This window comes from Marinobacter antarcticus (assembly GCF_900142385.1).
Lineage (GTDB): Bacteria > Pseudomonadota > Gammaproteobacteria > Pseudomonadales > Oleiphilaceae > Marinobacter > Marinobacter antarcticus.
The window spans coordinates 2010124-2034739 of the sequence record NZ_FRAQ01000001.1 but is presented as its reverse complement, the minus strand read 5'-3'; the positions used below and the strand labels follow the sequence as shown (position 1 = coordinate 2034739).

At 54.6% G+C, this 24616-nt stretch carries 24 protein-coding genes; 3 read left to right on the top strand and 21 right to left on the bottom strand.

Features of this window, described 5'->3' with window-relative positions:
• Nucleotides 1–14: 14 nt before the first annotated feature.
• The 5 genes from BUA49_RS09545 to BUA49_RS09525 form a co-directional block, all read right to left on the bottom strand.
• On the bottom strand, nucleotides 15–1223 hold the full coding sequence (locus BUA49_RS09545; protein ID WP_072796918.1) for an ABC transporter permease: 1209 nt from the start codon (nucleotides 1221–1223) through the stop codon (nucleotides 15–17).
• Entirely contained in the window at nucleotides 1220–1972 is a 753-nt protein-coding gene (locus tag BUA49_RS09540) for an ABC transporter ATP-binding protein (RefSeq protein ID WP_228704440.1), read from the bottom strand. Before BUA49_RS09540 ends, BUA49_RS09545 begins: the two co-directional genes overlap by 4 nt.
• Nucleotides 1965–3215: an efflux RND transporter periplasmic adaptor subunit gene (locus BUA49_RS09535; RefSeq protein ID WP_084063526.1), complete on the bottom strand. Its 1251-nt coding sequence runs from the start codon at nucleotides 3213–3215 to the stop codon at nucleotides 1965–1967. Before BUA49_RS09535 ends, BUA49_RS09540 begins: the two co-directional genes overlap by 8 nt.
• A 55-nt stretch (nucleotides 3216–3270) precedes the next feature.
• Nucleotides 3271–3663 (bottom strand): acyl-CoA thioesterase, encoded by a 393-nt coding sequence (locus BUA49_RS09530; protein WP_072796917.1) that lies wholly within the window; start codon nucleotides 3661–3663, stop codon nucleotides 3271–3273.
• Nucleotides 3664–3785: 122 nt separating this feature from the next.
• Nucleotides 3786–4556: a ferredoxin--NADP reductase gene (locus BUA49_RS09525; RefSeq protein ID WP_072796916.1), complete on the bottom strand. Its 771-nt coding sequence runs from the start codon at nucleotides 4554–4556 to the stop codon at nucleotides 3786–3788.
• A 144-nt stretch (nucleotides 4557–4700) separates the two neighbouring features.
• On the opposite strand from BUA49_RS09525, the gene BUA49_RS09520 reads away from it, so the two are divergent.
• On the top strand, nucleotides 4701–5585 hold the full coding sequence (locus tag BUA49_RS09520; RefSeq protein ID WP_072797802.1) for a LysR substrate-binding domain-containing protein: 885 nt from the start codon (nucleotides 4701–4703) through the stop codon (nucleotides 5583–5585).
• A 3-nt stretch (nucleotides 5586–5588) separates the two neighbouring features.
• On the opposite strand, the gene miaE is transcribed toward BUA49_RS09520, so the two are convergent.
• A complete protein-coding gene (miaE, locus tag BUA49_RS09515; RefSeq protein ID WP_072796915.1) occupies nucleotides 5589–6215 on the bottom strand; it encodes a tRNA-(ms[2]io[6]A)-hydroxylase in 627 nt (208 codons plus the stop codon).
• Between the two features lie 193 nt (nucleotides 6216–6408).
• Between miaE and BUA49_RS09510 the strand changes: the two genes are divergently transcribed.
• A complete protein-coding gene (locus BUA49_RS09510; RefSeq protein ID WP_072797801.1) occupies nucleotides 6409–9003 on the top strand; it encodes a bifunctional aconitate hydratase 2/2-methylisocitrate dehydratase in 2595 nt (864 codons plus the stop codon).
• A gap of 82 nt (nucleotides 9004–9085) precedes the next feature.
• On the opposite strand, the gene BUA49_RS09505 is transcribed toward BUA49_RS09510, so the two are convergent.
• The 15 genes from BUA49_RS09505 to BUA49_RS09435 form a co-directional block, all read right to left on the bottom strand.
• Entirely contained in the window at nucleotides 9086–9832 is a 747-nt protein-coding gene (locus tag BUA49_RS09505) for a sulfite exporter TauE/SafE family protein (RefSeq protein ID WP_072796914.1), read from the bottom strand.
• Complete coding sequence (locus BUA49_RS09500; protein WP_072796913.1) at nucleotides 9829–12003, bottom strand: TRAP transporter permease; 2175 nt, start codon at nucleotides 12001–12003, stop codon at nucleotides 9829–9831. The genes BUA49_RS09505 and BUA49_RS09500 overlap by 4 nt, the downstream gene beginning before the upstream one ends.
• Nucleotides 12004–12005: 2 nt before the next feature.
• The gene (locus BUA49_RS09495; protein ID WP_072796912.1) at nucleotides 12006–13013 is read right to left on the bottom strand and encodes a TAXI family TRAP transporter solute-binding subunit; all 1008 of its coding nucleotides are present in this window, start codon (nucleotides 13011–13013) and stop codon (nucleotides 12006–12008) included.
• Between the two features lie 247 nt (nucleotides 13014–13260).
• Complete coding sequence (putP, locus tag BUA49_RS09490; protein WP_072796911.1) at nucleotides 13261–14751, bottom strand: sodium/proline symporter PutP; 1491 nt, start codon at nucleotides 14749–14751, stop codon at nucleotides 13261–13263.
• A 302-nt stretch (nucleotides 14752–15053) separates the two neighbouring features.
• A complete protein-coding gene (locus tag BUA49_RS09485) occupies nucleotides 15054–15833 on the bottom strand; it encodes an AraC family transcriptional regulator (protein ID WP_072796910.1) in 780 nt (259 codons plus the stop codon).
• A 38-nt stretch (nucleotides 15834–15871) separates the two neighbouring features.
• Nucleotides 15872–16507 (bottom strand): dTMP kinase, encoded by a 636-nt coding sequence (gene tmk, locus BUA49_RS09480; protein WP_072796909.1) that lies wholly within the window; start codon nucleotides 16505–16507, stop codon nucleotides 15872–15874.
• Nucleotides 16504–17553, bottom strand: coding sequence for an endolytic transglycosylase MltG (mltG, locus tag BUA49_RS09475; RefSeq protein ID WP_072796908.1), 1050 nt, complete (start codon nucleotides 17551–17553; stop codon nucleotides 16504–16506). Before mltG ends, tmk begins: the two co-directional genes overlap by 4 nt.
• 5 nt (nucleotides 17554–17558) lie before the next feature.
• Nucleotides 17559–18389: an aminotransferase class IV gene (locus BUA49_RS09470; protein ID WP_072796907.1), complete on the bottom strand. Its 831-nt coding sequence runs from the start codon at nucleotides 18387–18389 to the stop codon at nucleotides 17559–17561.
• 6 nt (nucleotides 18390–18395) lie between these two features.
• Nucleotides 18396–19643 carry a beta-ketoacyl-ACP synthase II gene (gene fabF / locus BUA49_RS09465; RefSeq protein WP_072796906.1) on the bottom strand — a complete coding sequence of 416 codons (1248 nt, stop codon included), beginning with the start codon at nucleotides 19641–19643 and terminating at the stop codon, nucleotides 18396–18398.
• A gap of 138 nt (nucleotides 19644–19781) precedes the next feature.
• On the bottom strand, nucleotides 19782–20015 hold the full coding sequence (gene acpP, locus BUA49_RS09460; RefSeq protein WP_012136033.1) for an acyl carrier protein: 234 nt from the start codon (nucleotides 20013–20015) through the stop codon (nucleotides 19782–19784).
• A 134-nt stretch (nucleotides 20016–20149) separates the two neighbouring features.
• Nucleotides 20150–20893: a 3-oxoacyl-ACP reductase FabG gene (gene fabG, locus BUA49_RS09455; protein WP_072796905.1), complete on the bottom strand. Its 744-nt coding sequence runs from the start codon at nucleotides 20891–20893 to the stop codon at nucleotides 20150–20152.
• 16 nt (nucleotides 20894–20909) lie between these two features.
• Nucleotides 20910–21848: an ACP S-malonyltransferase gene (gene fabD, locus BUA49_RS09450; protein ID WP_072796904.1), complete on the bottom strand. Its 939-nt coding sequence runs from the start codon at nucleotides 21846–21848 to the stop codon at nucleotides 20910–20912.
• Nucleotides 21849–21959: 111 nt separating this feature from the next.
• Nucleotides 21960–22961: a phosphate acyltransferase PlsX gene (plsX, locus tag BUA49_RS09445; protein WP_072796903.1), complete on the bottom strand. Its 1002-nt coding sequence runs from the start codon at nucleotides 22959–22961 to the stop codon at nucleotides 21960–21962.
• A gap of 43 nt (nucleotides 22962–23004) precedes the next feature.
• Nucleotides 23005–23184, bottom strand: a complete 180-nt coding sequence (gene rpmF, locus BUA49_RS09440) for a 50S ribosomal protein L32 (RefSeq protein WP_072796902.1) — start codon at nucleotides 23182–23184, stop codon at nucleotides 23005–23007.
• 104 nt (nucleotides 23185–23288) lie between these two features.
• The gene (locus tag BUA49_RS09435) at nucleotides 23289–23843 is read right to left on the bottom strand and encodes a YceD family protein (RefSeq protein ID WP_072796901.1); all 555 of its coding nucleotides are present in this window, start codon (nucleotides 23841–23843) and stop codon (nucleotides 23289–23291) included.
• A gap of 138 nt (nucleotides 23844–23981) precedes the next feature.
• On the opposite strand from BUA49_RS09435, the gene BUA49_RS09430 reads away from it, so the two are divergent.
• Nucleotides 23982–24578 carry a Maf family protein gene (locus BUA49_RS09430; protein ID WP_072796900.1) on the top strand — a complete coding sequence of 199 codons (597 nt, stop codon included), beginning with the start codon at nucleotides 23982–23984 and terminating at the stop codon, nucleotides 24576–24578.
• Nucleotides 24579–24616 lie beyond the last annotated feature (38 nt).

Sequence of the window (24616 nt, the reverse complement as noted above, 5' to 3'; positions counted from 1 at the left end):
AGCATCGTTTGTGGTTACTCATGACGCAGAGCATCAATAGGATTGAGTCTTGCCGCTTTGCGGGCCGGGAAATAACCAAAGATTATGCCAATCGCAACGGAAAAGAAAAAACCCAACAGCATAACGCCGGGCGCGAGCACAAATGGCATATCCAGACGGGACGTTAGCAGCCAGGTGCCACCGATACCCAGTATCAGCCCGATAATGCCGCCGAGAGTCGACAAAGCGATAGATTCAACCAGAAACTGTGTCAGCACGTCGCGGGTTCTGGCACCGATGGCAAGGCGAATTCCTATTTCCCGGGTTCGTTCGGTGACAGACACCAGCATGATATTCATGATCCCTATGCCCCCCACCAACAAACTAACCGCGGCAATGGCGCCCAGCAGAATGGTCATGGTATTGGTAGTACTGGCCAGAGCCTTTGCGATGTCCTGGGTATCCCGGACATAGAAATCGTCATCTTTCGGGAAAGCAATATGTCGGCGTTGACGAAGCAGCGACTCGATATCTTTCTGTACCCGGCCCGTACTACCGTCGATAAGCGCGGAGACAAAAATTGTCTGCACATCAAGACTTCCCAGCAGCCTGCGCTGCGCTGCTTTAATGGGCATAAGAATCGTTTTGTCCCGGTCCTGCCCCATGGACTGTCCTTTCTCTTCAAGAACACCGATCACCCGGCAAGCGGTGCGCCCTACTCGAAGAGTGGTACCAAGGGGTTCCTGACCAAGATACATCTCATCAATCACCGTAGTGCCGATAATACACACGGCGGATCCGGCACTCAGTTCGTCCTGGTCAAAAGCCCGCCCGTACGCAATCCCATGGTTGCGCACGGCAAAGTAATTGTTGTCTGTTCCAATAACCGCAATTGTTTCGTTGGCATTGCCTATGACCACTGTCGGGTTAACAGTGATTGCCGGTGCAACTAGGATTTCCGGCACCTCCTGTGCCATTGCCTCAACATCTTCAAGATCAAATGGCTCGGCAGAGGTGCGCACACCTCCAGGGCCACGCTGAGCGGTTCCCGGCATAACAAACAGGAGATTGGAACCGATACTGGCAATCTCATCGGTGACGCTGCGGGTGGCAGACTGACCAAGGTGAACCATGGCAACCACACTGCCAACCCCAATGATAATGCCAAGCGTGGTCAGAAAAGAGCGCAGTTTATTCCTGACAATCGCCTGAAAGGCCATGACAAAAATGTCCAGCCACCTCATGACAACACCTCGCCCGGAGCGCCATCCTTCAACAGTTTCCCATCGGTAAAGTACAGAACCCTCTCGGCATAGCGAGCAATATCCGGTTCATGGGTCACCATAATAATCGTGATGCCCCGTTCGGCACGGATCTGATCCAGCTGCGCCATGATGCCATCCGCCATTGCGGTATCGAGATTGCCGGTAGGTTCGTCCGCCAGCAACACAGGTGGTTCTGTCACCAGTGCCCGTGCTATGGCCACCCGCTGCTGCTGCCCTCCGGAAAGCTGGCTGGGAGTAGCGGATTCGCGACCAGCCAGGCCCACCAATCGCAAGGCTTCCTTTGCTCGGTCTCGACGCACTGAGCGCTTAACCCCTTCGTAAATCAAAGGCAGCTCAACGTTAGCGAGGGCGCCGACCCGCGGCAAAAGATTGAAGCTCTGAAAAATAAATCCCATGAAATGGCGGCGCAGCAAAGCGAGCTCGTCACGGTCGAGCCCACCAATATTCACCCCACGGAACAGGTATTCACCCGATGAAGGCACGTCAAGGCAACCGATCATATTCATGCAGGTGGATTTACCGGAGCCACTAGGCCCCATAATAGCCACGAATTCGCCGTCACGAATCGTGAGATCAACACCGTCAAGCGCCCTTACCTCAGTGGACCCGCTACCGTAAATCTTGTAAATGTTCCGCATACGGATAATGGCTGGAGGCAGGCCTGACGCCTCCGTGTTTTCAGCCGCATGCTGGCTGCCGCTACTCAACAGAACCTCTCATGGCACCCGTAAGTATTTCGTCACCCTCTGCCAGCTCGTCGCTGAGAAGCTCGGTGTATCGGCCATCGGTGTAGCCCGTGCGCACGATCACTCTCCGTGGTTCGTCATTTTCAAGCACCCATAGGGTATTTCCAGACGCCGGAGAGTCGCCTTTCGTGCGGCTTGCTGGATGGCTTAGCATGCCGCCACCCTCTGATTCAGTCGCTGGAGGCGTGAAGCGAAAGGCCATATTCGGAACCCTCAGAGCCTTATCACGCCGGCCCGTAGTGATCGTTGCCGTCGCAGTCATTCCAGGTTGAAGAAGGTGCTCCGAGTTATCAACAGACAATACCGTGGTATAGGTGACGACATTGTTTTCGACCGTCGGATAGAGAAAAACCTTCAAAACCTTCGCGCCAAACTCACGTCCAGACCAGGCATCCACGGTGAAGGTTGCATTCTGTCCGGCTTTCACCAGCCCAACATCAGCCTCATCCATGGAGACATGAAGCTCCATCTGCCTCAGGTCCTCGGCCAGCAAAAAAAGCACAGGTGTCTGAAAGTTGGCGGCGACCGTTGCCCCAGGCTCGATGCTGCGCTGGAGAACAACACCGTCAATGGGCGAAGTGATGACAGCCTTTTCCAGCCGGGTGCGAGCCTGGGAGACGGTAGCCTCGGCTTGGCGAACCGTTGCCCTGGCATAGGCAGTCTTCGCCTCAGCACGTTTTCGTGTGGCAACGGCTTTATCAAGTGTTGCCTGGGGCGATGTACCCCGCTGAACCAGTGATTCGGTTCTGCGCTCGTCTACTGCAGCCTCTTCCAGTGTGGCACGCGCTTCTGCAAGTGAAGCACGCGAAAGTTCCAGGCCGGCAGTTGCCTGCAGCAGCGCAACGTCGAGCTCTTCGGTATCAAATCGTGCAAGAACCTGGCCCCGAAGAATTTCATCGTTCTCTGAAACCAGCACCTCACTGACAAGTCCGGAAATTTCAGCACCCACTGAAACTTCGCTCTTAGGTTGAAGATTCCCGGTCGCCATAGCCGTAAGTACCATATCGGCCCTGTCCAGCTTATGGGTCTGCCATTGCACGCTGGTGTCCGCTGGCCAGAACCACCACAACAAGGCCGCTACGACGGCTATTGCGAGTGCTAACCACCCAAGAAAGCTGAAGCGACCACGGTTTTTTTCCGCGCGGATGACAGAGTTCACTTCATCCGCCATGCTCTCAAGAGAGCTATCATTGTCAGTTGCCATCTATGTGTTCCAAGCCTGTCTGGAAAGAAGCTGGTCGGAAACCGGAAACTGACGTTCACTCGACCAGATGTTCTGCTAATTTTTTGCGTATTTCCTCTGAAATAGGCACCGCCTTTTCTGTCTCGTAATCAAAATTAATTAACACGGCCTTGCCGCGCGCAATCTGCTTTCCATCCTGCCAGGCTTCCTGAACAGCATGAAAGGAGCTGTTTCCTATCTTTCCGACTCCGGTGCGAATTTCAACCGGCAGGTGCCAGTAACTCTGGGCGACAAAATCTATTTCCACGCGAGCAATAATAAGTGGCCAGGTTTTCACATCCAGCGTGGGATGAAAAATTCTGAACAACGGCGTTCTGGCTTGCTCAAACCATACTGGTAATGTTGTATTGCTGATATGACCCAGCGCATCCGTATCGTTGAATCGGGGCTGAAGCTCAAAATAAAACATGCCGTCCTACCTGCTGGTTAAAACCGGATACTATACACTCAGTACCAGACTTCATAAAAAAAACCCGAAGCTTTCGCTCCGGGTTTCGGATGTCTCATGATTCGAACTGGCGGGCAGGTTATTTACTGCTCCACAAAAGCCCGTTCGATCACATAATGCCCCATATTACCACCGCGAGCTTCCTTGAAGCCCATGCCATTCAGGATGGCACAGGTATCCTTGAGCATGCTCGGGCTGCCACAGATCATGAACCGGTCATTTTCCGGGTCGAATTCCGGCAGACCCATATCGCTGGTTATCTTGCCGCTTTCCATGGCGGCCGTCAGCCTGCCTTCATTGCGGAAGGGCTCGCGGGTTACCGTGGGATAGTACTCAAGTTTGCCCTTGACCATCTCACCGAAGAATTCGTTTTCAGGCAGCTCTTCAATCTCGCGCTGATAGGCCAATTCAGAGATATAGCGCACCCCGTGGGTCAGGATGACTTTATCGAAGGCGTCGTAAACCTCCGGATCTTTAATGATGCTCATAAACGGTGCGAGGCCGGTGCCGGTGCTGATCAGCCACAGATTCTTGCCGGGTAGGAGGTTATCCAGAATCAGAGTGCCGGTAGGCTTGCGACTGACCAGGATCTCATCCCCCACCTGAATTTTCTGCAAGCGTGAAGTAAGCGGGCCGTCTTGTACCTTGATAGAGAAGAACTCCAGCTCCTCTTCATAGTTCGCACTGGCAATACTGTACGCGCGCATTAACGGCTTGCCTTCAGTTTCCAGACCAATCATCACAAAGTGACCGTTCTTGAACCGGAACCCAGGGTCGCGGCTGGTCTTGAAGCTGAACAGGGTGTCGTTCCAGTGATGTACGCTGGTTACAGTTTCTTTTATCAGGTTGCTCATTTAAACCTCTTGCCTGTCCGGATCGCTATCGGCGGCGAATGTTGCAAATATGAATTGTCTAAAGTCTATCGCATCACTAACCTATCGATGAAATGGGTTATTCCCATAACCTTATTCGAGCACATCGATTTAGAGCTTTTTGTTATGAAATACAGTTTCAGACAACTCGAAGTCTTTCTGGCGGCCGCACACTTCCAAAACATTACCCGTGCTGCGGAATCACTGGCCATGTCTCAATCTGCTGCCAGCAGCGCGCTCAAGGAACTGGAAAACCAGTTCGATATCCAGTTATTCGACCGTGTTGGCAAACGCCTGCAACTGAATGAACTCGGGCGACTATACCGGCCCAAGGTGGAAGCTGTTCTTGCTCAGGCAACGGAACTCGAACACGCGTTCAGCAAACATTCCGAAGTAGGCGAGCTGAAAGTCGGAGCCACCTTAACTATAGGTAACTATCTAGCCGTTGGCGTTATGGCCCAATACATGAATACCCCTACCCGGCCCCGGGTCTCGCTGGAAGTGGCCAATACCAGCACCATCGCACGCCGGGTCAAAGATTTCGAACTCGATATCGGCCTTATTGAAGGTGAACTGCAATCTTCAGAGCTTGAGGTTATTCCCTGGCGCGGAGATCAGCTGGTGATATTCTGCTCGCCTACGCACCCACTGGCTGCCAAGAAGAAAATTTCAGATGAAGATCTTCGGAATGCCACCTGGATCCTCAGAGAACAGGGTTCCGGGACACGTCAGAGTTTCGAACGGGGCATGCACGGCCTGCTTCCGAATTTGAACGTACTTCTGGAACTGGAACATACCGAAGCGATAAAACGGGCCGTAGAAGCTGACTTGGGTATAGGGTGCCTGTCAGAAGTCGTTCTTGCCGATGCCTTTAAACGTGGCAGCCTTGTACCTCTGGAAACGCCGGAAAACCGGAACTTTAAGCGGCAGTTCTATTTCATTCTGCACAAGCAGAAGTACCGGAGTGCCGGCATTGATGCCTGGATTGGTCTGTGCCGTGCGCTCACCTGATGTTCAGGTAACTGGCCCGCTGTGAAACCGGAACTCGCTATCGGGCTCCAGAATCAGCTGTTTTTCGATAGCCATAAACTCCCCCACTCTGGCATCAACAGACCCGCCATTAGCCTGTTCGGCCAGAGCGAGATAATCGCGGTAATGACGGGCTTCAGATTTAAGCAGGCTATTATAGAAATCCGCCAATTCCTCATCCAGAAACGGAACCAATGCAGCAAACCGTTCACATGAGCGCGCTTCTATGATGGCACCCACCACCATAACATCCACCAGGCGGCCTGGATCTTCAGTGCGCACTTCAGCACGCAAACCTGCCGCATAACGCGCGGGCGTAAGGTGACAATATTCCACTTCGCGTTTAGTGATAATAGACAGCACCTGTTCGAAGTGACGCAGTTCCTCGCGGGCCAGACGGGACATTTTGTTAAGCAGATTGGTGTTATCTACATAGCGGTACATCAGGCTGAGCGCGGTAGACGCCGCTTTTTTCTCGCAATGGGCGTGGTCTATCAACATCAGATCCTGATTGGCCAGCGCGTTATCAATCCACTGCTGTGGCGTAGCGCAAGGCAGAAAGTCGTGAATCTCTTGCAAGGCCTGAGCCGTGGTGCCTGTTTTGTTGTTCATGGTGAGCCGCTATGTCAATTAATTAGGTACGCGATTATAACGCAGCTAACAGACTTCTCCGACCTCTGTCCAACTTAACTTTACAAGGGGGTTCCTATAGAATGCAGCGCCAACTAAAGGTCTTTCCGCCAAAAAACTCCCGCCAGGCGTATTGCCAGTGCGCGGGACATACCAACTGATGAGGGTCCATATCGTGTTAGAAGCCTACCGTGAACACGTTGCAGAACGTGCGGCTCTGAGTATTCCACCCAAGCCGCTGAATGCTGAACAGACTGCCGCTCTGGTTGAGCTGCTGAAGAACCCGCCAGCCGGTGAAGAAGAAACTCTGGTTGAGCTGCTGGAAAATCGTATTCCGCCGGGCGTGGATGAAGCCGCCTACGTGAAAGCTGCGTTCCTGACCGCTATCGTTAAAGATGAAGCAAAATCGCCGCTGCTAAGCAAGCAAAAAGCCGTACAGCTGCTGGGTATGATGCAGGGCGGCTACAACATCGAAACTCTGGTTGACCTGCTGGATGACAGCGAACTGGCGGAGCTGGCCGGCGAGCAGCTCAAGCGCACCCTGCTGATGTTCGATGCCTTCAACGACGTGAAAGACAAAATGGACGCTGGCAACGCCACCGCCAAATCCGTTGTTGAATCCTGGGCCAACGGTGAGTGGTTCACCAAAAAGAAAAAGGTTCCCGAGAGCACCAAGATGGTTGTGTTCAAGGTAACCGGCGAAACCAACACCGACGACCTGTCTCCGGCACCCGATGCCTGGTCCCGTCCGGACATCCCGCTGCACGCCCGCGCTGCCTATAAAATGGAACGCGACGGCCTGAAGCCTGAAGAACAGGGCGTAACCGGCCCCATGAGCCAGATTGACGAAATCAAAGCCAAGGGTCTGCCGGTTGTTTTCGTAGGTGAAGTGGTAGGTACAGGCTCCTCCCGTAAGTCTGCCACCAACTCGGTGTTGTGGTTCTTCGGTGACGACATTCCTGGCGTGCCAAACAAGCGTGCCGGCGGTGTGTGCATCGGTAACAAGGTTGCCCCGATCTTCTTCAACACCATGGAAGACGCCGGCGCCCTGGTATTCGAAGCACCCGTCGATGACATGAACATGGGCGACGTGATTGAAATCCGCCCTTACGACGGCAAGATTCTGAACGAAGCCGGTGAAACCATCTCCGAGTTCGGCTTCAAGTCTGACGTGATCCTGGACGAAGTTCAGGCCGGCGGCCGTATCCCTCTGATCATCGGTCGTGGCCTGACCGCCAAAGCACGCGCTGCGCTGGGCATGGGTGCCACGGATATGTTCCGTCTGCCGAACGACCCGGAAGCCGGCACCAAGGGCTTCACCCTGGGCCAGAAAATGGTCGGCAAGGCCTGTGGCCTGGAAGAAGGCCAAGGCGTTCGCCCGGGCACATACTGCGAACCGCACATGACCACCGTCGGTTCCCAGGATACCACTGGCCCGATGACTCGGGACGAACTGAAAGACCTGGCTTGCCTGGGTTTCCAGGCTGATCTGGTCATGCAGTCGTTCTGTCACACTGCGGCTTACCCAAAGCCGATTGACGTTGAAATGCAGCACACCATGCCGGACTTCATCCGGACGCGTGGCGGTGTAGCTCTGCGTCCTGGCGACGGCATCATCCACTCCTGGCTGAACCGTATGCTGCTACCAGATACTGTCGGTACCGGTGGTGACTCTCACACCCGCTTCCCGATGGGCATCTCCTTCCCGGCGGGCTCTGGCTTGGTTGCTTTCGCAGCCGCCACAGGCGTTATGCCACTGGACATGCCAGAGTCTGTACTGGTCCGCTTCAAAGGCGAAATGCAGCCGGGCATCACTCTGCGGGATCTGGTGCATGCCATCCCTCTTTACGGCATCAAACAGGGCATGCTGACCGTTGAAAAGAAAGGCAAAATCAACGAGTTCTCCGGCCGCATTCTGGAGATCGAAGGTCTCGAGCACCTGACCGCTGAGCAAGCTTTCGAGCTTTCTGACGCGTCCGCTGAGCGTTCTGCAGCAGGCTGTACTATCAACCTGTCCGAAGAATCCGTGGCCGAGTACCTGCGCTCCAATATCACCATGCTGCGCTGGATGATTGCCGAAGGTTACGGCGACCCGCGCACTCTGGAGCGTCGAGCCAAGCAAATGGAAGAATGGATTGCCAATCCGAAGCTGATGCGAGCTGATAAAGACGCCGAGTATTCTCACGTTGTAGAGATCGATCTGGCCGACATCAAAGAGCCCATCGTGTGCTGCCCGAACGATCCAGACGATGCTCGCTTCCTGTCTGAAGTGGCTGGCGACAAGGTAGACGAGGTATTCATCGGCTCCTGCATGACCAACATCGGCCACTTCCGTGCTGCTGGTAAACTGCTTGAGCAGAACAAAGCGCCTCTGAAAACTCGCCTGTGGATGTCTCCGCCGACGAAGATGGATCAGGCCCAGCTGATGGAAGAAGGCTACTTCAACATCTATGGGACTGCCGGTGTACGCACCGAAATGCCGGGCTGTTCACTGTGTATGGGTAACCAGGCAAGAGTGGCGGCCAAGAGCACAGTGCTGTCCACCTCTACCCGGAACTTTCCGAACCGCCTGGGCGATGGTGCCAACGTGTACCTGACGTCTGCGGAACTTGCAGCTGTAGGCGCGATACTGGGCAAACTCCCGTCTCCACAGGAGTACATGGAGTACGCCAAAGATCTGAACAGCATGTCGAAAGAGATCTACAAGTATCTGAACTTCGACCAGATGGAGAACTACACCAAGAAGGCGGCTGAAGCGAACGTTGCTTAAGCACTGATCTTTAAGGCTCAGCTCCACGAAAAACGCCAGCCTCCGGGCTGGCGTTTTTTAATGCTGTTTTGCCCGTGAGCAACTAATAAACCATAAGCCGGATCAGTATCGCGCCTGCCATAACAAGGGTAATCCACTTCACCCAATGCGCGCCCTTGTCGCTCAGGTTCACTCTGACAGCAACAAACGCCCCCGTGATATTTCCGAGAGCAAGAATCAGGCCCATACCCCAGCGAACCTGCCCGTTAACGGCAAAAATCAGCAACGCGGGCACGGTGTACAACAGAATGATCGACACCTTGAATACATTGACCTGACGCAGATCGATGCGCAGCATCCGGTACAAGACCACCAGAAACAGGGCGCCTACGCCTACCTGAATAAAGCCGCCGTATACGCCGATCAGAAACATGGCGGTATAAATCACCGGCCCAAGCCGTTCTGAAGTCAGCGGATTGGTATCCAGCTTGGGCTGAGGCAGCAGCATGAACACGGAAGCTCCGATCATGGCGATGATCAATACCAGCTCGAATATCGCGTCAGACACCCAGGTCGCTATCCAGGCGCCCAGCAGCGATCCCAAAACCGCCGGCACCGCAAGGTGAAGGCTTACCCGAAGGTTGCCGTGTCCCAGGCGCCGGAAACCGGCTACAGCGGTTGTGCTCTGCAGAATTATCGCAACCCGGTTGGTACCATTCGCAACCTGTGGCGGCAACCCAAGAAACATCAGAAGCGGCAGCGTCAGCATCGACCCGCCTGCGGAAAGCACATTAATGAACCCGGCAATGCCGCCCAGCGCAAGCAGCGCTACTACCTCAATCGCGGTCATGCAGCGCTCGACATTCCTGCCTTGTTACCCGTATGGCCGCCATCAAAACGCTTTCCACAACGACTGCTCCAGACCAGAACAATGAGAAAAGCCACCAACCCGGCCCCATCTAACAGTAACTGCCCATGAGGCCAGAGCATCAGCGCACCAATCGGGAACATGAGCAGCCGTACCAGAAGATTGAGTTTATGCTCAAGGTAACCTTCGAGCCCGGCAATGATTGCGTAAATACCAAACAGAGCAAAGCAGAATACACGGATCATCTCGGTAAAGTCACCGGTAATAAGGGGCGAATAGGCAAACAGCAGCGGCACTATATACAGGCCCTTGGCGAGCTTCCAGGCCGTAAAACCGGTACGCATCTGAGGTGTACCCGCGATCGCAGCGGCGGCGAAGGCGGTCAGGCAGACCGGAGGCGTAACGTTCGAATCCTGGGACAGCCAGAAGATGACCATATGGGCGGCCACCAGCAGCATGGACAGAGCCGCCGGTGATAACGCCTGCTCCAGGAGTTGACTACTGAAGGTATCCGGCACCAGAGAGAGCAACTGCTGAGCAGTTGCGGCATCCATGGGCGCGTCCAGCAACGAGAGCCTGTCCGGCGCGGCCAGCATAAAAATGGTTTTGGCCTGCTCTGGAAGGTTGCCGTTTACCATCAACTCCACCAGCTGACTCTGAGCAATCAGGTTGTATATCGCCGGTGCCGAAAGCGTGGCCAACACGATGTAAGCTGCCGTTACTGGCAGCCCCATCCCCAGAATCAAAGAAGCCAGAGCAACCAGAAAGATCGTTAACAACAGGCTTCCACCCGCCCAGTCGGTAATCATCAGAGAGAAGGTATTGCCGATACCCGTGGTAGATACAACCATTACAATCAGGCCGACCGTGATCAAAAGGATCGCTGTGGTGGTTATGTTTCGTGTACCCATCGCAAGAGCGTCGAGAATATCGCGAAACCCCATCGGATACTTTGAAAGCCAGGACGCTACAACGACAGACAGGATAGCAATGCCCGCCGCATAGGTCGGCGTGAATCCGTACACAAGCATTGCCACCAGAACGACCAAAGGCAACAGGAAGTGCCAGCCGCCTTTAAGAACTTCCTTGAGCGAGGGAGCCGCATCGTCTTCCGGCTTGACTGCATGGCTACGTTTGGCCTCGATACGCACAAACATCCCCACTGAGATGAAGTAAAGCAGAGCCGGCAGGGCCGCAACACCAATAATGGTGAGGTAGGAAACCTGAGTATAGGAGGCCATGATAAATGCTCCCGCCCCCATCACCGGCGGCATTAACTGGCCACCGGTGGATGCTGCCGCTTCAACGCCTGCAGCAAAACGTGCCGGAAAGCCGGCTTTCCGCATCAGCGGGATAGTAATAACACCGGTAGAGACAGTATTTGCCACGCTGGAGCCTGAGACTGACCCCATAAGACCCGAGGCAAAGACCGCCACAAACCCGGGACCACCCACAAACCGCCCTGCGGCACAGCGTGCCAGTTCGATAATAAAATCCCCTGCTCCGGACTTTACCAGGAAGGCACCGAACAGGATAAACATGAACACATAGGTCCAGGAAATCCGGGCAATGGACCCCAGCATCCCCTGCCCCCCGATATATGAACGATAAAGAACCGTTTCCCAGGACAGACCGGGGAAATTGAAAAGACCCTCAACATACTGACCCCACCAAGCCACATAGGTCAGTGCAATGACACAAAGTACGGGGATAAACCAGCCAACCGTGCGGCGGGCCAGTTCCAGTATCAGCGTCACTGATACGATGGAGACAATCCAGTCGCCCGTATCGAAGTTAAATCCACGCTGATACAGATCATTTTCAAAGATAATCAGATAGAAAGCGCAAGCCAGCGCGGTAAGCCCCAACATCACATCAACACCCAGCACGATCCGCTGACCTGCGGCCGAGCGGGCCTTGAGCATGGGTGTGGTTAGCGTGCAGATCAGACCGAAAAGGCCGAAGTGCAGAGCAGAACTCCACAACTCCGACAATGTAGAAATGGTATTGAAGTAGAGATGAACGATTGCTGTACCGATGGCAAGCCAAAAGACCACCGGCCCGATCAGCCGGTGCTCCAGGCGCTCTCTCGCCGCGCTGACACTCTCGTCGCGAACCTCCACAGGAGGCTCGCCCTGATCCCTTTCAGTCACGATTACTTTGCAATCAGCCGATCAGGAATGGTCAGCCCCTGCTCCTTATAAAATCGGACAGCACCCGGATGCAGCGGCATAGGCAACCCGGCAATGGCCTTATCCAACGCCATCGCTTTGGTAGCAGGATGGATGTTATTCAGGAACGGCAGGTTGGCGTAGATGGTTTTCGTGATCTGGTACACATCCTCTTCGGAAACGTCCGCACGCACGGCCAGGATATTGGGCTGGGCAATCGTTTCGATCGCCTTGTCCTGGTTGGGGTAGGTGCCCGCCGGGATGGTATAGAGTGTCCACAACTCGAAATCACTGTTTACCTGGGCCAATTGTTCGGCGGTGAAATTCAGGGTGGTAATGTCGCCACCCATGTTGGCATAGGCCCGGGTAACGGCTGATGCCGGAACCCCGGCCGGGATGTTCATACCATCGATATTGCCGTTCTGCAGTGCATCTGCACTGGGGCCGTAGCCCATATAGGCCAGATCGATCTTGTCCAGGTCAATCCCCACCTTACCCAGGATAAAGCGCCCGGAGCCCTCAGTGCCGGAGTTCCGGGCGCCGATGGAGAAGCTTTCACCGTAAAGATTGCTCATATCAGCGATAGTGCCGGTTTCCGCCAACTCTTCGGACACCACGAAGTGCTCAACGTTTTGCCAGAGCATGGATACAGAGCGGAAGTTCTTGTAGGCCTTGGGAACCGGGCCTGTGCCATTCCAGGCATAAGCGCCGTAAAGCCCCTGGAGAATACCGAACTGAATCTGATCCTCGTCCATCAGCTTGAGGTTCTCGCCGGAGCCGGCGGAGCTGATGGCAGAAACGGAAATATTGGTCTTGGGTTCCAGCTTGACCTTGATCAGTGTTGAAATGGCAACACCCACAGGGTAATAGGTCCCCCCGGTCGTCGCGGTGCCCATCATGTAATTCCCTTCAGCCTGCACCCCGGAAGAAATGGAAAGGATGGCGGCTGAAAGCACGCCCACAGTGGATTTCAGAAACCGGTTGTTGGTCATAACCCTTTTTCCTCTTGTCGTTATTATGGTCCGCAACTGAGATGTAACCTTATAAAGGTAGCGGCTTGAACAGGGATCTACCAGTTCATGTAACAAACTCCAGATCTTGGTATGACTCTCAATCTGCTCCGATAGAGATTCGAAGCTCCAAATGCAAAAAACCCCCGCCGTTAGGCGAGGGTTTTTTGCAATAACAGGGCTCCTCCCGGAGCCGTGCTATTTGCTTCTGGCGCTACGCGCTCTTTATTTACCGATGGATGTGCTGATACTCACCAGCATCGGCAGTAACACTGCTCACCACCAGAATTGCGATCAAGGAAGCGATGAAGCCAGGAATGATCTCGTATACACCCGGACCACCCATGAACTCTCCGTTCCATCCCAGTGAAATCCAGATTATAACGGTGGCGGCACCCACAACCATGCCCGCGATGGCACCAGCGCCGTTGGTGCGCGACCACATCAGCGACAGGATAATCAGCGGGCCAAACGCAGCACCGAAGCCTGCCCAGGCGTTACTGACCAATGCCAGTACCTGAGAGTTCGGATCAGATGCGATAACCGCAGCAACCAGGCCAACCAGTACCACACAAACCCGACCAACATTCACGCACTCGCGGTCACCCGCTTCTTTGCGCAGGAACAGACGATAGAAATCTTCCGTAAGCGAGGACGAGGACACCAGAAGCTGACTGGAGATGGTACTCATGACCGCAGCCAAGAGCGCGGCATAGAGGAAACCGGTGATCAGCGGATGGAACAACAGGTCCGACAGGATGATAAAAATAGTTTCCGGATCCGCAATGTCCATACCGTTGCGCACCGCATAGGCCCGGCCAAAGATACCCAGAGAAATGGCACCAATCAGCGAAATAGCCATCCAACCCATGCCGATGTTACGGGCGATCGGTACGTCTTTCAAAGTGCGGATCGCCATGAAACGCACGATGATGTGAGGCTGACCGAAATAGCCTAGCCCCCAGGTAACCGCGGAAAGCCATCCGATAAAGGTCAGCCCATCTGTCCAGGACAAAAGTGTGGGATCGACGTCATTCAAGGTCTGCGCCGCCTGCGCATAACCGCCGCCGCCTTCGCCCCAGAGCACAACCGCCGGCATAAGGACAAGCGCCAGCATCATGATGACACCCTGGACAAAGTCGGTCATGCTCACCGCCAGGAACCCACCCACAACCGTATACGCCAGTACAACGCCCAGTGTAATGACGATACCTACGGCGTAGTCGCTCAGGCCACCGAAGTTGAAAATTCCGGAAAACGCACTTTCGAACAGCTTGCCACCAGCAACCAAACCGGACGCAGTATAGACGGCAAAGAAGATGACGATGACGACCGCAGCCACTGTACGCAATGATAGCGCCTGGGTCGGGAACCGGTTCGCCAGGAAAGACGGAATAGTAATGGCATTACCATAGTGAACCGTCTGTTCACGAAGCCGGGGCGCAACAAAAGTCCAGTTAAAGAACGCACCCACAAACAGGCCAATACCGATCCAGGCTGAGGCCAGACCAGTTACATAGAGCGCACCCGGAAGACCCAGAAGCAACCATCCGCTCATGTCTGAAGCACCAGCCGAAAGGGCCGCCACTTTTGGACTGAGCGATCGCCCGCCCAACATGTAATCTTCGGATGAAGACGTAGATGTGCGCATCGCATAAATGCCGATGGCAATCATGAGACCAAAATAACCAATTAGACTGATCCAAACACCAATAGCCATGGAACTCCTCCGGTTTAATGAGTCGGATTATATCCGCTCTCAAAACACACAACTGACACGAGTGCCAGCCTGCTGTGTCATTCTTCTTTTTACTTGAAATCCTTCCAGACCTGAGCAAGGTAACGTGTCGCACACTCGACCTTAACTATAGTTAAGAATCGCGGATTTGCGACCGCAAAAATCATCAGACCGGCAGGATGAGCATTGACCCAACTAGCCTAGTATCACTACGTATACCCGGCTTACAAAATCCTCCGATTCTTTTGCAGAATGCTACGAGAGTGGACTTGTGTCAGGCCAGATCAGGCAACGTTATCGCGAGCCTGCAATCTGGCGGGGGTAGTACCCTTGTGTTTGCGCAATGCATTGGTCAGCGCGCTCTGCGAGGAGAAACCAACCCGGTAACTGATTTCCGATACCGAAAGGGGCGTTGAGGCCAGAAGGTTGATGGCCTGATTGAGACGAGCCTGCAAAAGAAACTGGTGAGGTGTAGTTCCAACTACCTCTCGGAAGACCTCATGAAATCGGCTGACACTCAGGCACGCTTCACTGGCCAGATCCTGTACTGTAATCTTCCGGTGAAGATTAGCCCTGATATATTGCTGTATCGCGGCGGGGTTGAGACTGTGCCGGTGCGGTGTATACATCTTCCGGTCAACAATTCGATCAGCCATACAGTAGAGAATACTGGCTGCGAGATGACTATGCATAACAAGGTTGCCGGGCGACCGGTCAAACTCGCCAGCAGCAAACTGAACCAGCCCCTGTAAGCGGTTGTCCATATGGATCGTGCGCGGCCTTTCGAACACCCGCACCATTCGCTCATAGTCGGCGTGGGCTGGAGTAGAAATCGCAGGGCTTGAGGGATCAAGGTTGATGACCATCACATGATTCTGATGATCACCACAATAGTCATGCCTAGCCTCTGTCGGAACGAGGCAGGCCTTCCAGGTGTCCAGGTGAGAACCGGCTCCGTCAACGCTCAAGTCTGCTTCGCCGTGAACACCAACCACTATCTGGTGATGCTCATGACGATGCTGGTGAGATGCAGTTGGAAGTTTGAGTAGTCGGGCATCCAGCATAGACGCGACCGGAACCTTTAATTGAGAATATAACTCAATTAAAGCAGATCTGATCGGAACTTGCACATAAGTTCGCCGACCCGGGCGCTTACTTGCTCCAACGGAGCAGCTGCGTCCACGATATTGTAGCGAGTGGGCGCGGCGGCTGCGCGAGCCAGATAAGTGTCACGAATACGTTGAAAAAAAGACACAGCTTCCTGTTCAAAACGATCCAGCTGGCCCCGATGCCTTGCCCGCGTCATACCCGTTTCGACTGGCGCGTCCAGTAAAACCACGTGGTCGGGGCGCACTTCGCCCTGCACCAGATTTTCAAGCAACGCGATCCGCTCGCCTGGAACGCCGCGCCCTCCCCCCTGATAGGCAAATGTCGCATCGGTAAAACGATCACAAAGCACCCACTGCCCCTTCTCAAGCGCTGGAAGAATAAGCGTGTACAGGTGTTGCGCACGGGCTGCAAACATCAGGAGGAGTTCGGTGAGATCGTTCACCGGCTCATCCCGTGGGGCCAGAAGCAGCTCCCGGATCGCCTCAGCCATGGGTGTGCCGCCAGGCTCACGAGTAACTATGCAATCGACACCGAGTTCTCTCAGGGTTTCAGCAGCATTGGCTATCTGGGTGGATTTACCCACCCCTTCGGTTCCCTCAAAGGTAATAAACCGGCCACGAACGATCACTCTTCGTCATCCTTGGCAGCAGGCGAGGACCGATAATCCGACCGCCGATTCAGCTGAAAAGCCCTGACTGCCTTTTGGTGCTCCGCCAACGTATTGGAAAACTTATGAGTGCCGTCGCCGCGAGCAACAAAATAAAGAGTCTTGCCAGAATCCGGGTGCAGAGATGCATGAATGGCCTCACGACCGGGCAAAGCAATAGGCGTAGGAGGCAACCCGTTAATACGGTAAGTGTTGTAAGGCGTGTGAGTGCGCAGATCCCGGCTGCCTATGCGGCCTTTGTACTTGTCTCCCATGCCATAAATTACAGTTGGGTCTGTCTGTAAGCGCATGCCTTTTTGCAGACGCCGCACAAACACGCCTGCCACCTGCCCGCGCTCATGGGGGGCTCCGGTTTCCCGTTCAACAATGGATGCCATAATCAGCGCTTCATAAGCGTTATCGTATGGCAGGCCTTCTTCCCGACCCTCCCACTCTTCAGAGAGAACACTTTCCATGCGCCGGAACGAGCGCCGGAGCAGGTCAAGATCCGACTCGCTACTGGTAAACAGATACGTGTCAGGGAAGAAGCGCCCCTCCGGATGCTCACCCTCTGCACCAACGGCCTCCATGATTTGCGCATCCGACCACTCTGAGGTGAGTTTCTCAAGGCGCTCTGTGGATGCAAGCGCAGCGCGCATGTCGCTGAACATCCAGCCTTCAATAAACTGCACAGACCAATGTTTGATGTCACCTGAAACCATCATGTCGAGCATGGCTTCAGCGGTCATTCCGTCGGTGAATTCATATTCTCCGGCTTTGATTCTTGCCTGATCAGGAAACAAGCGGCCGTAAACGCGTACCCACAGGCTTTTTTCAATCAGGCCACGAGTCTCCAGCTGTCTGGCGACCTCACTGAAAGCGGAACCGCCAGGCACATTGAACAACACCGGCTCGGCCATAACGACCGGCTTTGAGAGTGAGCCCAGCCCTTGCCAAACCCATAAACCTGTGCCCGCGCCAAACAGTACGGCAGCACAAATACACGCAATCAGAAGTTTCTTGAACAAACGAATTATTCCAGCAGCTCGAGAGGATTGAAGATTGTCGCAAGTCCATCATCTGCAGGCAAATCCTGCCCGGCAAGACGACGCACAGGCACAACACCTATAACGCTGTTCAGAAGATAGAGCCCCTGGCAGCGGGAACCCATTACATCCCCGATACTCACCGCACGCTCTGCGACCACTTCTCCCCTCGCCCTGAGCCTTTCCAGCACCCATTGGCGCAGCACGCCGGAAACCGCAAGGCTTTTGGCCGGCGGTGTTGCCCAGCCTTCGGGCACTTTGAGAAGCAAATTGGTACGAGTACCCTCGACCAGATTACCGGCGCTGTCTGACATGATGACTTCAAACAATTCGCCCTCAATCTCTCTGGCGGCCATAACCTGCTCCAGCCGATTGAGTGATTTGATACCCGCAAGCAACGGATTTACCGTAAGAGGGACACGGGAGAAATCAGCGGCAACACCAGAGGCGATCGGTGCGTCAGGCATCGGACCAGCAGACACCATCAGGTTTGGCCTGATTCCCGGACTTGGCCGATACCCGCGGCCACCTTCTCCTCGGGTGAGCGTCAATTTGAGCACCCAGCCGCGATCCGCCTGCTGATTCGTATAACGGCCGGAGTAACGGCTGGTCGCTGCGGTACAGGCTTTTCGAAGCTCTGTCAGAGAAACCGGAATACCCAACCGGCCTGCATCACGAACCATCCGGTCGAGGTGGCGGGACAGGAGTACACCACGGTCGCCATGCATCCTTATGGTCTCGAACAGGCCGTCGCCATAAGCAGCGCCCCGATCATTGGCCGGGAAGCCACCTTCATCAGCCCAGCGCAGGTTGAACATAGTTCCTCAGCCTTCGTAACGACGGACAATCAAGGTGCCGTTGGTTCCACCAAAGCCAAATGAGTTGGATAGGGCTACGCGGACATCGGCGCTGCGGCAGACATTGGGAACGAGATCGAGATCACAGCCTTCAGCGGGGTTATCGAGGTTGATGGTTGGAGGCAACACGCCGTCACGTATGGCAAGCAGAGAAAAGATCGCCTCCACTGCGCCCGCCGCACCAAGCAGGTGGCCGGTCATGGATTTCGTACTGCTCATGGCAACCTGACTCGCGTGATCACCAAACACATGCTTGACCGCCGCAATTTCCGCAACATCACCCACCAAAGTTGAGGTTCCATGGGCATTAATGTAATCAACGTCTTCGGGTTTCAGGCCGGCATCCCGCAGTGCATTGTTCATGGCGCGTGCGGCGCCCTCTCCGTCTTCAGGCGGCGCAGTTATATGGTGGGCATCGTCACTCATGCCAAAGCCGACCAACTCACCGTATATGGTTGCACCGCGTTTTTTGGCGTGCTCCAACTCTTCCAGCACCACTACCCCGGCCCCGTCACTGAGCACAAACCCGTCCCTATCCCTGTCCCATGGGCGGCTGGCTTTTTCAGGTTCATCATTACGGGTTGACAAGGCACGGGCGGACGAAAATGCCGCAAGACCTGTGCGCGTGGTCGCCATTTCAGAGCCACCGGCAAGCATCACATCCGCATCGCCATAAGCAATCGTGCGGGCCGCGTACCCTATATTATGGGTGCCAGTAGTGCAGGCAGTAACAATCGCAATATTTGGTCCCCGGTAACCAAACCGAATCGCGGCATTACCGGAGATCATGTTAATCACAGACGCTGGAACAAAAAACGGCGACACTTTGCGCGGGCCGGACTTCTCCATCGTCAGCACGCTCTTCTCGATATACTCCAGCCCACCTATACCGGATCCGATTGCTATACCAGCGCGGTCGCGATCCAGCTCGTCGTAGTCTGCAAGGCCACTGTCATCGACCGCCTGCTGAGCTGCGATCAGACCGTAGTGAATAAACGCGTCCAGCTTTCTGGCCTCTTTGGAAGAAAGATAAGGCTCCAGCTCCAGATCCCTGATCGCACCACCAATGCGGGTGTTGTACTCGGAAGCATCGAAGCGATCGATTTTACCGATTCCGCTTCGACCAGCCCGGATACCCTCCCAGGAAGACGCTACGTCGTTCCCCAAAGGAGACAACATTCCCATGCCAGTGATAACAACCCGTCGTTTACTCATAAACCCGTTTACCTGATCTGTCATCTGTCGATGTTAATGAATGAACCCGAAGTACGGGTAATTCCTCAGGCAATAAAAAAGCCGTCCCTCGTTTAATGACAAGGACGGCTTTTGCCTAACTTACTTAAATGCAGAGTATCAGGTATGCGCGACGATGTAGTCGATCGCGTCCTGAACACTGGCAAGCTTCTCGGCTTCTTCATCAGGAATTTCGGTTTCAAATTCCTCTTCCAGTGCCATGACCAGCTCAACGGTGTCCAGTGAGTCAGCGCCAAGATCCTCTACAAAAGAAGATGAGTTCTGAACTTCGGACTCTTTAACGCCCAACTGCTCACAAACGATCTTCTTCACGCGCTCTTCAACTGTACTCATAATGTCCTCACTTTGTGTATCAACCAAGCAACTCAAGTGCTGCCAGTTTAGTGTAAACCCTACCTGCAAACAAGCAGGGATCCGGTTAAACATGTTGTGCGACAAGGGGTTGCGCACGAGCCCCGAACCGGAGCTTATCCCATGTACATTCCGCCGTTTACATGAATGGTTTCCCCAGTCACATAACCGGCAACATCCGACGCCAGAAAAGCTACCAGCGCTGCCACTTCTTCCGGCTGCCCCAGACGACCCGCAGGTATAATTTCCAGCATAGCTTCACGCTGCCTGTCGTCCAGTTTTTTCGTCATATCTGTGTCAATGAACCCGGGCGCAACACAGTTCGCAGTGATGCCCCGATTCGACATTTCCTTTGCCAGACTGCGGGTAAAGCCTTCTACACCCGCCTTGGCAGCGCAATAGTTGGCCTGCCCTGGATTGCCCATACTGGCGACCACGGAGCTGACATTGATAACTCGCCCCCAGCGTGCCTTTGCCATGCCTCGCAATACAGCTTTGCTGGTACGGTACACGCTTGAGAGATTGGTTTCGAGCACCGATGCCCAGTCGTCATCTTTCAGTCGCATGAGCAGGTTATCACGGGTTATGCCAGCGTTATTGACCAGAATCAGAGGTGCACCGGATTTACCGGTTATTTCTTTCAGGCCCGCTTCAATGCTTTCGGGATCGGCAACGTTCATCACAATACCGTAGCCATTTACGCCCGCGGCCTGAAGGTTATCCGTGATGGTTGCTGCGCCCTCTTCGCTGGTGGCGGTACCCACCACCTCTGCACCCTGTTTTGCAAGCGCCAGAGCGATAGCTTTTCCGATTCCCCGAGTAGCACCGGTTACCAATGCTGTTTTGCCTTCCAGAGACATGCTCAACTCCCTTTCTTCAAGACGATTCAAATGCCGCGAGTGCAGCGGCCAGAGCCTCAGGATCCTCAATCCCGTGAACGGCAAGCCCACGGTCAATTCGCTTGGCCAGCCCTGCAAGCACTTTGCCCGTGCCACACTCGATGGCGACGGTAACATCGCTACTCACCAGAGTGCGAACCGAGTCGGCCCATAACACCGGAGAATAAAGTTGCTTGAGAAGATTGGCTTTCAGTGTAGCCGAATCTGTCACGGCTGCAGCGTTAACATTCTGTATAACCGGAGTGATCGCATCGCTAAAGCGAACTTCATCCAGTGCCTGAGCCAGCTCCTCAGCAGCACCTTTCATCAGAGCGCAATGGGAGGGGACACTGACTGGCAGGAGCATGGCTTTACGCGCGCCCTTTGTCTTACAGACCTCGATAGCCCGCTCAACGGCAGCAGCGACGCCTGCAATCACTACCTGGCCAGGAGCATTGAAATTCACTGCTGCTACAACGTCACCATCGGCAGCTTCTTCACAAGCTGCGACAACAGCGGCATCTTCAAGACCAAGAATAGCGGCCATTTTCCCCTCGCCAGAAGGCACAGCTTCCTGCATCAGCTCACCACGCAGGCGAACCAGCTTTACGGCTTCCACGAAATCGAGGCTTTCTGCGGCCACCAGCGCGCTGTACTCACCCAGACTGTGCCCAGCCAGAAAATCGGGCTTCGATCCACCTGTTACCAACCACTGTCGCCATAAAGCGATGCTGGCAGTCAGCATGGCCGGCTGGGTAACCATTGTTTGATTAAGCTCTTCTACCGGCCCTTTCTGACACAAGTGCCAGAGGTCATAGCCAAGCACATTGGAAGCTTCGGCGAAGGTTTTGTTGATCATGGGCCAAGACTCAGCAGCAACGGAAAGCATGCCAACTGACTGGGAACCCTGTCCGGGAAATATAAAGGCTGATTTCATAAGCGGGATCTTATCGTCATTGGAGGTTTTATAAGATTAGCCAATAGTACAAGCTGGACGAATTTTGCGCGAGTAAGCCCTGAAAACAGAAGCGACTATAGTCTGAGGCAGTCAAAGCATCAGGTCGTCAAGCCGCTCATTGATGCGCCGAGGCACTTCCAGCTCAACTTCACGTACAGCTTGGCGGATGGCGGACAGCATGGCGCGCTCATTAGCATTTCCATGGCTTTTTATGACCACACCCTTTAGCCCGAGCAAGCTGGCGCCGTTATGACGGGAGGGATCCATCAGGCGAAGGAGTCGCCCGATGATAGGGCGAGCAAGAAGGCCCACAAAGCGACCATAAAGCGTGCGAGTGAACGCCTGTTCCATGAGTTCAATCAACAGCCCCGCGACCCCTTCGCCGGTTTTGAGAGCAATATTGCCCACAAAACCATCGCACACCACCACGTCGGCGACGTCCCGGAACAGGTCACTGCCTTCCACGTATCCGATGTAGTTAATAAAATCACATTGGGCGAGCATGTGGGAAGCAAGGCGAACCTGCTCATTGCCTTTTATCTCTTCCTCGCCAACATTCAGCAAAGCAACTCGCGGCTCACCCTGGCTGCATATTGCCGAGGCCATAAGTGACCCCATCAGAGCATATTGATAAAGATTTTCCGCGCTCGAGTCTACATTGGCGCCAAGATCCAGAACATGGCACCGCCCCCGAAGGGAGGGAATCAGCTTCGCAATTGCCGGACGCTCTATGCCAGGGTACATACGGATAATGGACCGGCCGAAAGCCATCAGGGCCCCGGTGTTTCCCGCACTGACACAACCCTGAGCTTCGCCATCCCGAACAAGAGCCAAGGCGATGGCCATGGAGGAGTTTTTCTTGTGACGCAGAGCATATGAGGGACGTTCGTTCATGCGGACAACGTCCGCCGCTTCCACAACACTGATTCGAGGATGCCCATCACGCAAAAAAGCCTCAAGTTCGCTCCGGATTCCCACCAGAATGAAACTCAAGGCTTTATTTTCGCGCACCGCTTCGAGGGCCGCAGCAACTACCACTGCAGGCCCCCGATCGCCACTCATGGCGTCGATCGCTATAGTGACCAGCTTCACCGCTCTTCCATTTGATTGAGGTTGGTGCGGCTATGCAACAAAATTACTCGTCGCTGGCTTCAATTACCTGCTTACCACGGTAGAATCCGTCCGGAGACACGTGGTGGCGGCGATGAACTTCACCTGTTGTTGAATCTGTGCTCAGAGCTACAGGGCTCAAAGCATCGTGAGCACGGCGCATGCCACGCTTGGAACGGGTCTTACGGTTCTTCTGTACAGCCATGGTTATACTCCTGACCTGTTAACGTAAACTTTGCTTGAATATCGCTACAAGTGACGTGTGTTCGTTTGATTGCGCCGGCTTCCGTAAGGACGCCCACGCCCGCATTAATGCTTTGTTTTCTTGAGCCCCGCCAGCACGCTGAACGGGTTATCGCCCGACTTCTCCTCCGGCAGTGCCGAAGAACTGCCTGGCTCGTAGGCTTCCAGATCTTCTTTTGCCGGACATTCATTCCGGTCGTGAAGCGGATATGGAGGCAACACCAGCAACAACTCATCCTCCGCCATGGACCAGAGATCCGCACTGAAATCGTCGGTCAGAAACGGCTCGAGATCCTTTGGCAACCGCTGCGCCTGCTCATCACTTGTGACCAGACCGAGCACGAACCGGGAAACCAGCACAGAATCCATGGATCCCATGCAACGCTGACACTCCAGCCTGACCGGAGCCTCCAGCTCGCCAGAAACAATGCGGCGGCGCTCGCCATCCATATAAAAGGACAGCTTAACACGACATACGGCATCTTCCTCGAACCCCAGAACAGCGTCGCGGAAACGAGACAGCGCACTGATAGGAATGTCTCCCTCCAGCACACTGTTCTGCTCCGCCAACCGGTATGGGTCGACTATTTTTGGTAATTCTGCACTAGACGCGTTTGACATAGGCGCGCAATTCTAGGGGCCAAACTCGCTGCTGTCAAAGACTTCGTCGGGTTTTGGCCGGGGGTTCCGGTTTCCGTAGGTGTATTCTACGATACGCACACTGAAAAGTGGCGTTCAAATCCCGAAAGGAACAACCTCATGCTCCGAAAACCCCTGTTACTGGCCTCCTCATCACCGTATCGCCACGAGCTGCTGGCAAGGCTTGAACTACCATTCTCCAGCGCCAGCCCGAACATCGATGAAGCCCCCGTTGCAGAAGAGGCTCCGGAAGATCTCGCTATACGTTTGGCCGAGTCGAAAGCCAGAGCTCTGGCGCCCACTCACCCGGAGCACTGGATTATCGGGTCTGACCAGGTGGCCGCCTTGCCAGATGGGACCCTGCTAAGCAAACCCGGGAACTACCAAACGGCCTACAAACAACTCGCCCGAAGCAGCGGGCAGAGCGTTAACTTCCTGACAGGGCTTGCCCTGCTCGACGCTGATTCCGGAAAGCTGCAAACCTGCTGTGAACAGTTCACCGTCCACTTCCGGGACCTGACCGCCGAGGAAATCGACGCGTATCTCCGCAAAGAGGAGCCTTACGACTGCGCCGGCAGCTTCAAAATGGAAGGCCTGGGCATCACGTTATTCCGGGAACTTCAGGGCCGGGACCCGAACAGCCTGATCGGCCTGCCCCTGATCGCCCTGACCGACATGTTGACGGCCTGGGGCAGAAACCCGCTTCTGGAGCCTTAACGGCTCCACTGATCTCTACTCTCTCAACTCTCTCAACT

Bases quoted from the DNA above. Each gene is read 5' to 3' on its own strand.
- BUA49_RS09545 (WP_072796918.1), bottom strand. From the start codon at position 1,223: ATGAGGTGGCTGGACATTTTTGTCATGGCCTTTCAGGCGATTGTCAGG.
- BUA49_RS09535 (WP_084063526.1), bottom strand. From the start codon at position 3,215: ATGGCAACTGACAATGATAGCTCTCTTGAGAGCATGGCGGATGAAGTG.
- BUA49_RS09530 (WP_072796917.1), bottom strand. From the start codon at position 3,663: ATGTTTTATTTTGAGCTTCAGCCCCGATTCAACGATACGGATGCGCTG.
- BUA49_RS09525 (WP_072796916.1), bottom strand. From the start codon at position 4,556: ATGAGCAACCTGATAAAAGAAACTGTAACCAGCGTACATCACTGGAAC.
- BUA49_RS09520 (WP_072797802.1), top strand. From the start codon at position 4,701: ATGAAATACAGTTTCAGACAACTCGAAGTCTTTCTGGCGGCCGCACAC.
- miaE (WP_072796915.1), bottom strand. From the start codon at position 6,215: ATGAACAACAAAACAGGCACCACGGCTCAGGCCTTGCAAGAGATTCAC.
- BUA49_RS09505 (WP_072796914.1), bottom strand. From the start codon at position 9,832: ATGACCGCGATTGAGGTAGTAGCGCTGCTTGCGCTGGGCGGCATTGCC.
- BUA49_RS09495 (WP_072796912.1), bottom strand. From the start codon at position 13,013: ATGACCAACAACCGGTTTCTGAAATCCACTGTGGGCGTGCTTTCAGCC.
- putP (WP_072796911.1), bottom strand. From the start codon at position 14,751: ATGGCTATTGGTGTTTGGATCAGTCTAATTGGTTATTTTGGTCTCATG.
- BUA49_RS09485 (WP_072796910.1), bottom strand. From the start codon at position 15,833: ATGCTGGATGCCCGACTACTCAAACTTCCAACTGCATCTCACCAGCAT.
- BUA49_RS09470 (WP_072796907.1), bottom strand. From the start codon at position 18,389: ATGTTCAACCTGCGCTGGGCTGATGAAGGTGGCTTCCCGGCCAATGAT.
- fabF (WP_072796906.1), bottom strand. From the start codon at position 19,643: ATGAGTAAACGACGGGTTGTTATCACTGGCATGGGAATGTTGTCTCCT.
- acpP (WP_012136033.1), bottom strand. From the start codon at position 20,015: ATGAGTACAGTTGAAGAGCGCGTGAAGAAGATCGTTTGTGAGCAGTTG.
- fabG (WP_072796905.1), bottom strand. From the start codon at position 20,893: ATGTCTCTGGAAGGCAAAACAGCATTGGTAACCGGTGCTACTCGGGGA.
- fabD (WP_072796904.1), bottom strand. From the start codon at position 21,848: ATGAAATCAGCCTTTATATTTCCCGGACAGGGTTCCCAGTCAGTTGGC.
- rpmF (WP_072796902.1), bottom strand. From the start codon at position 23,184: ATGGCTGTACAGAAGAACCGTAAGACCCGTTCCAAGCGTGGCATGCGC.
- BUA49_RS09435 (WP_072796901.1), bottom strand. From the start codon at position 23,843: ATGTCAAACGCGTCTAGTGCAGAATTACCAAAAATAGTCGACCCATAC.
- BUA49_RS09430 (WP_072796900.1), top strand. From the start codon at position 23,982: ATGCTCCGAAAACCCCTGTTACTGGCCTCCTCATCACCGTATCGCCAC.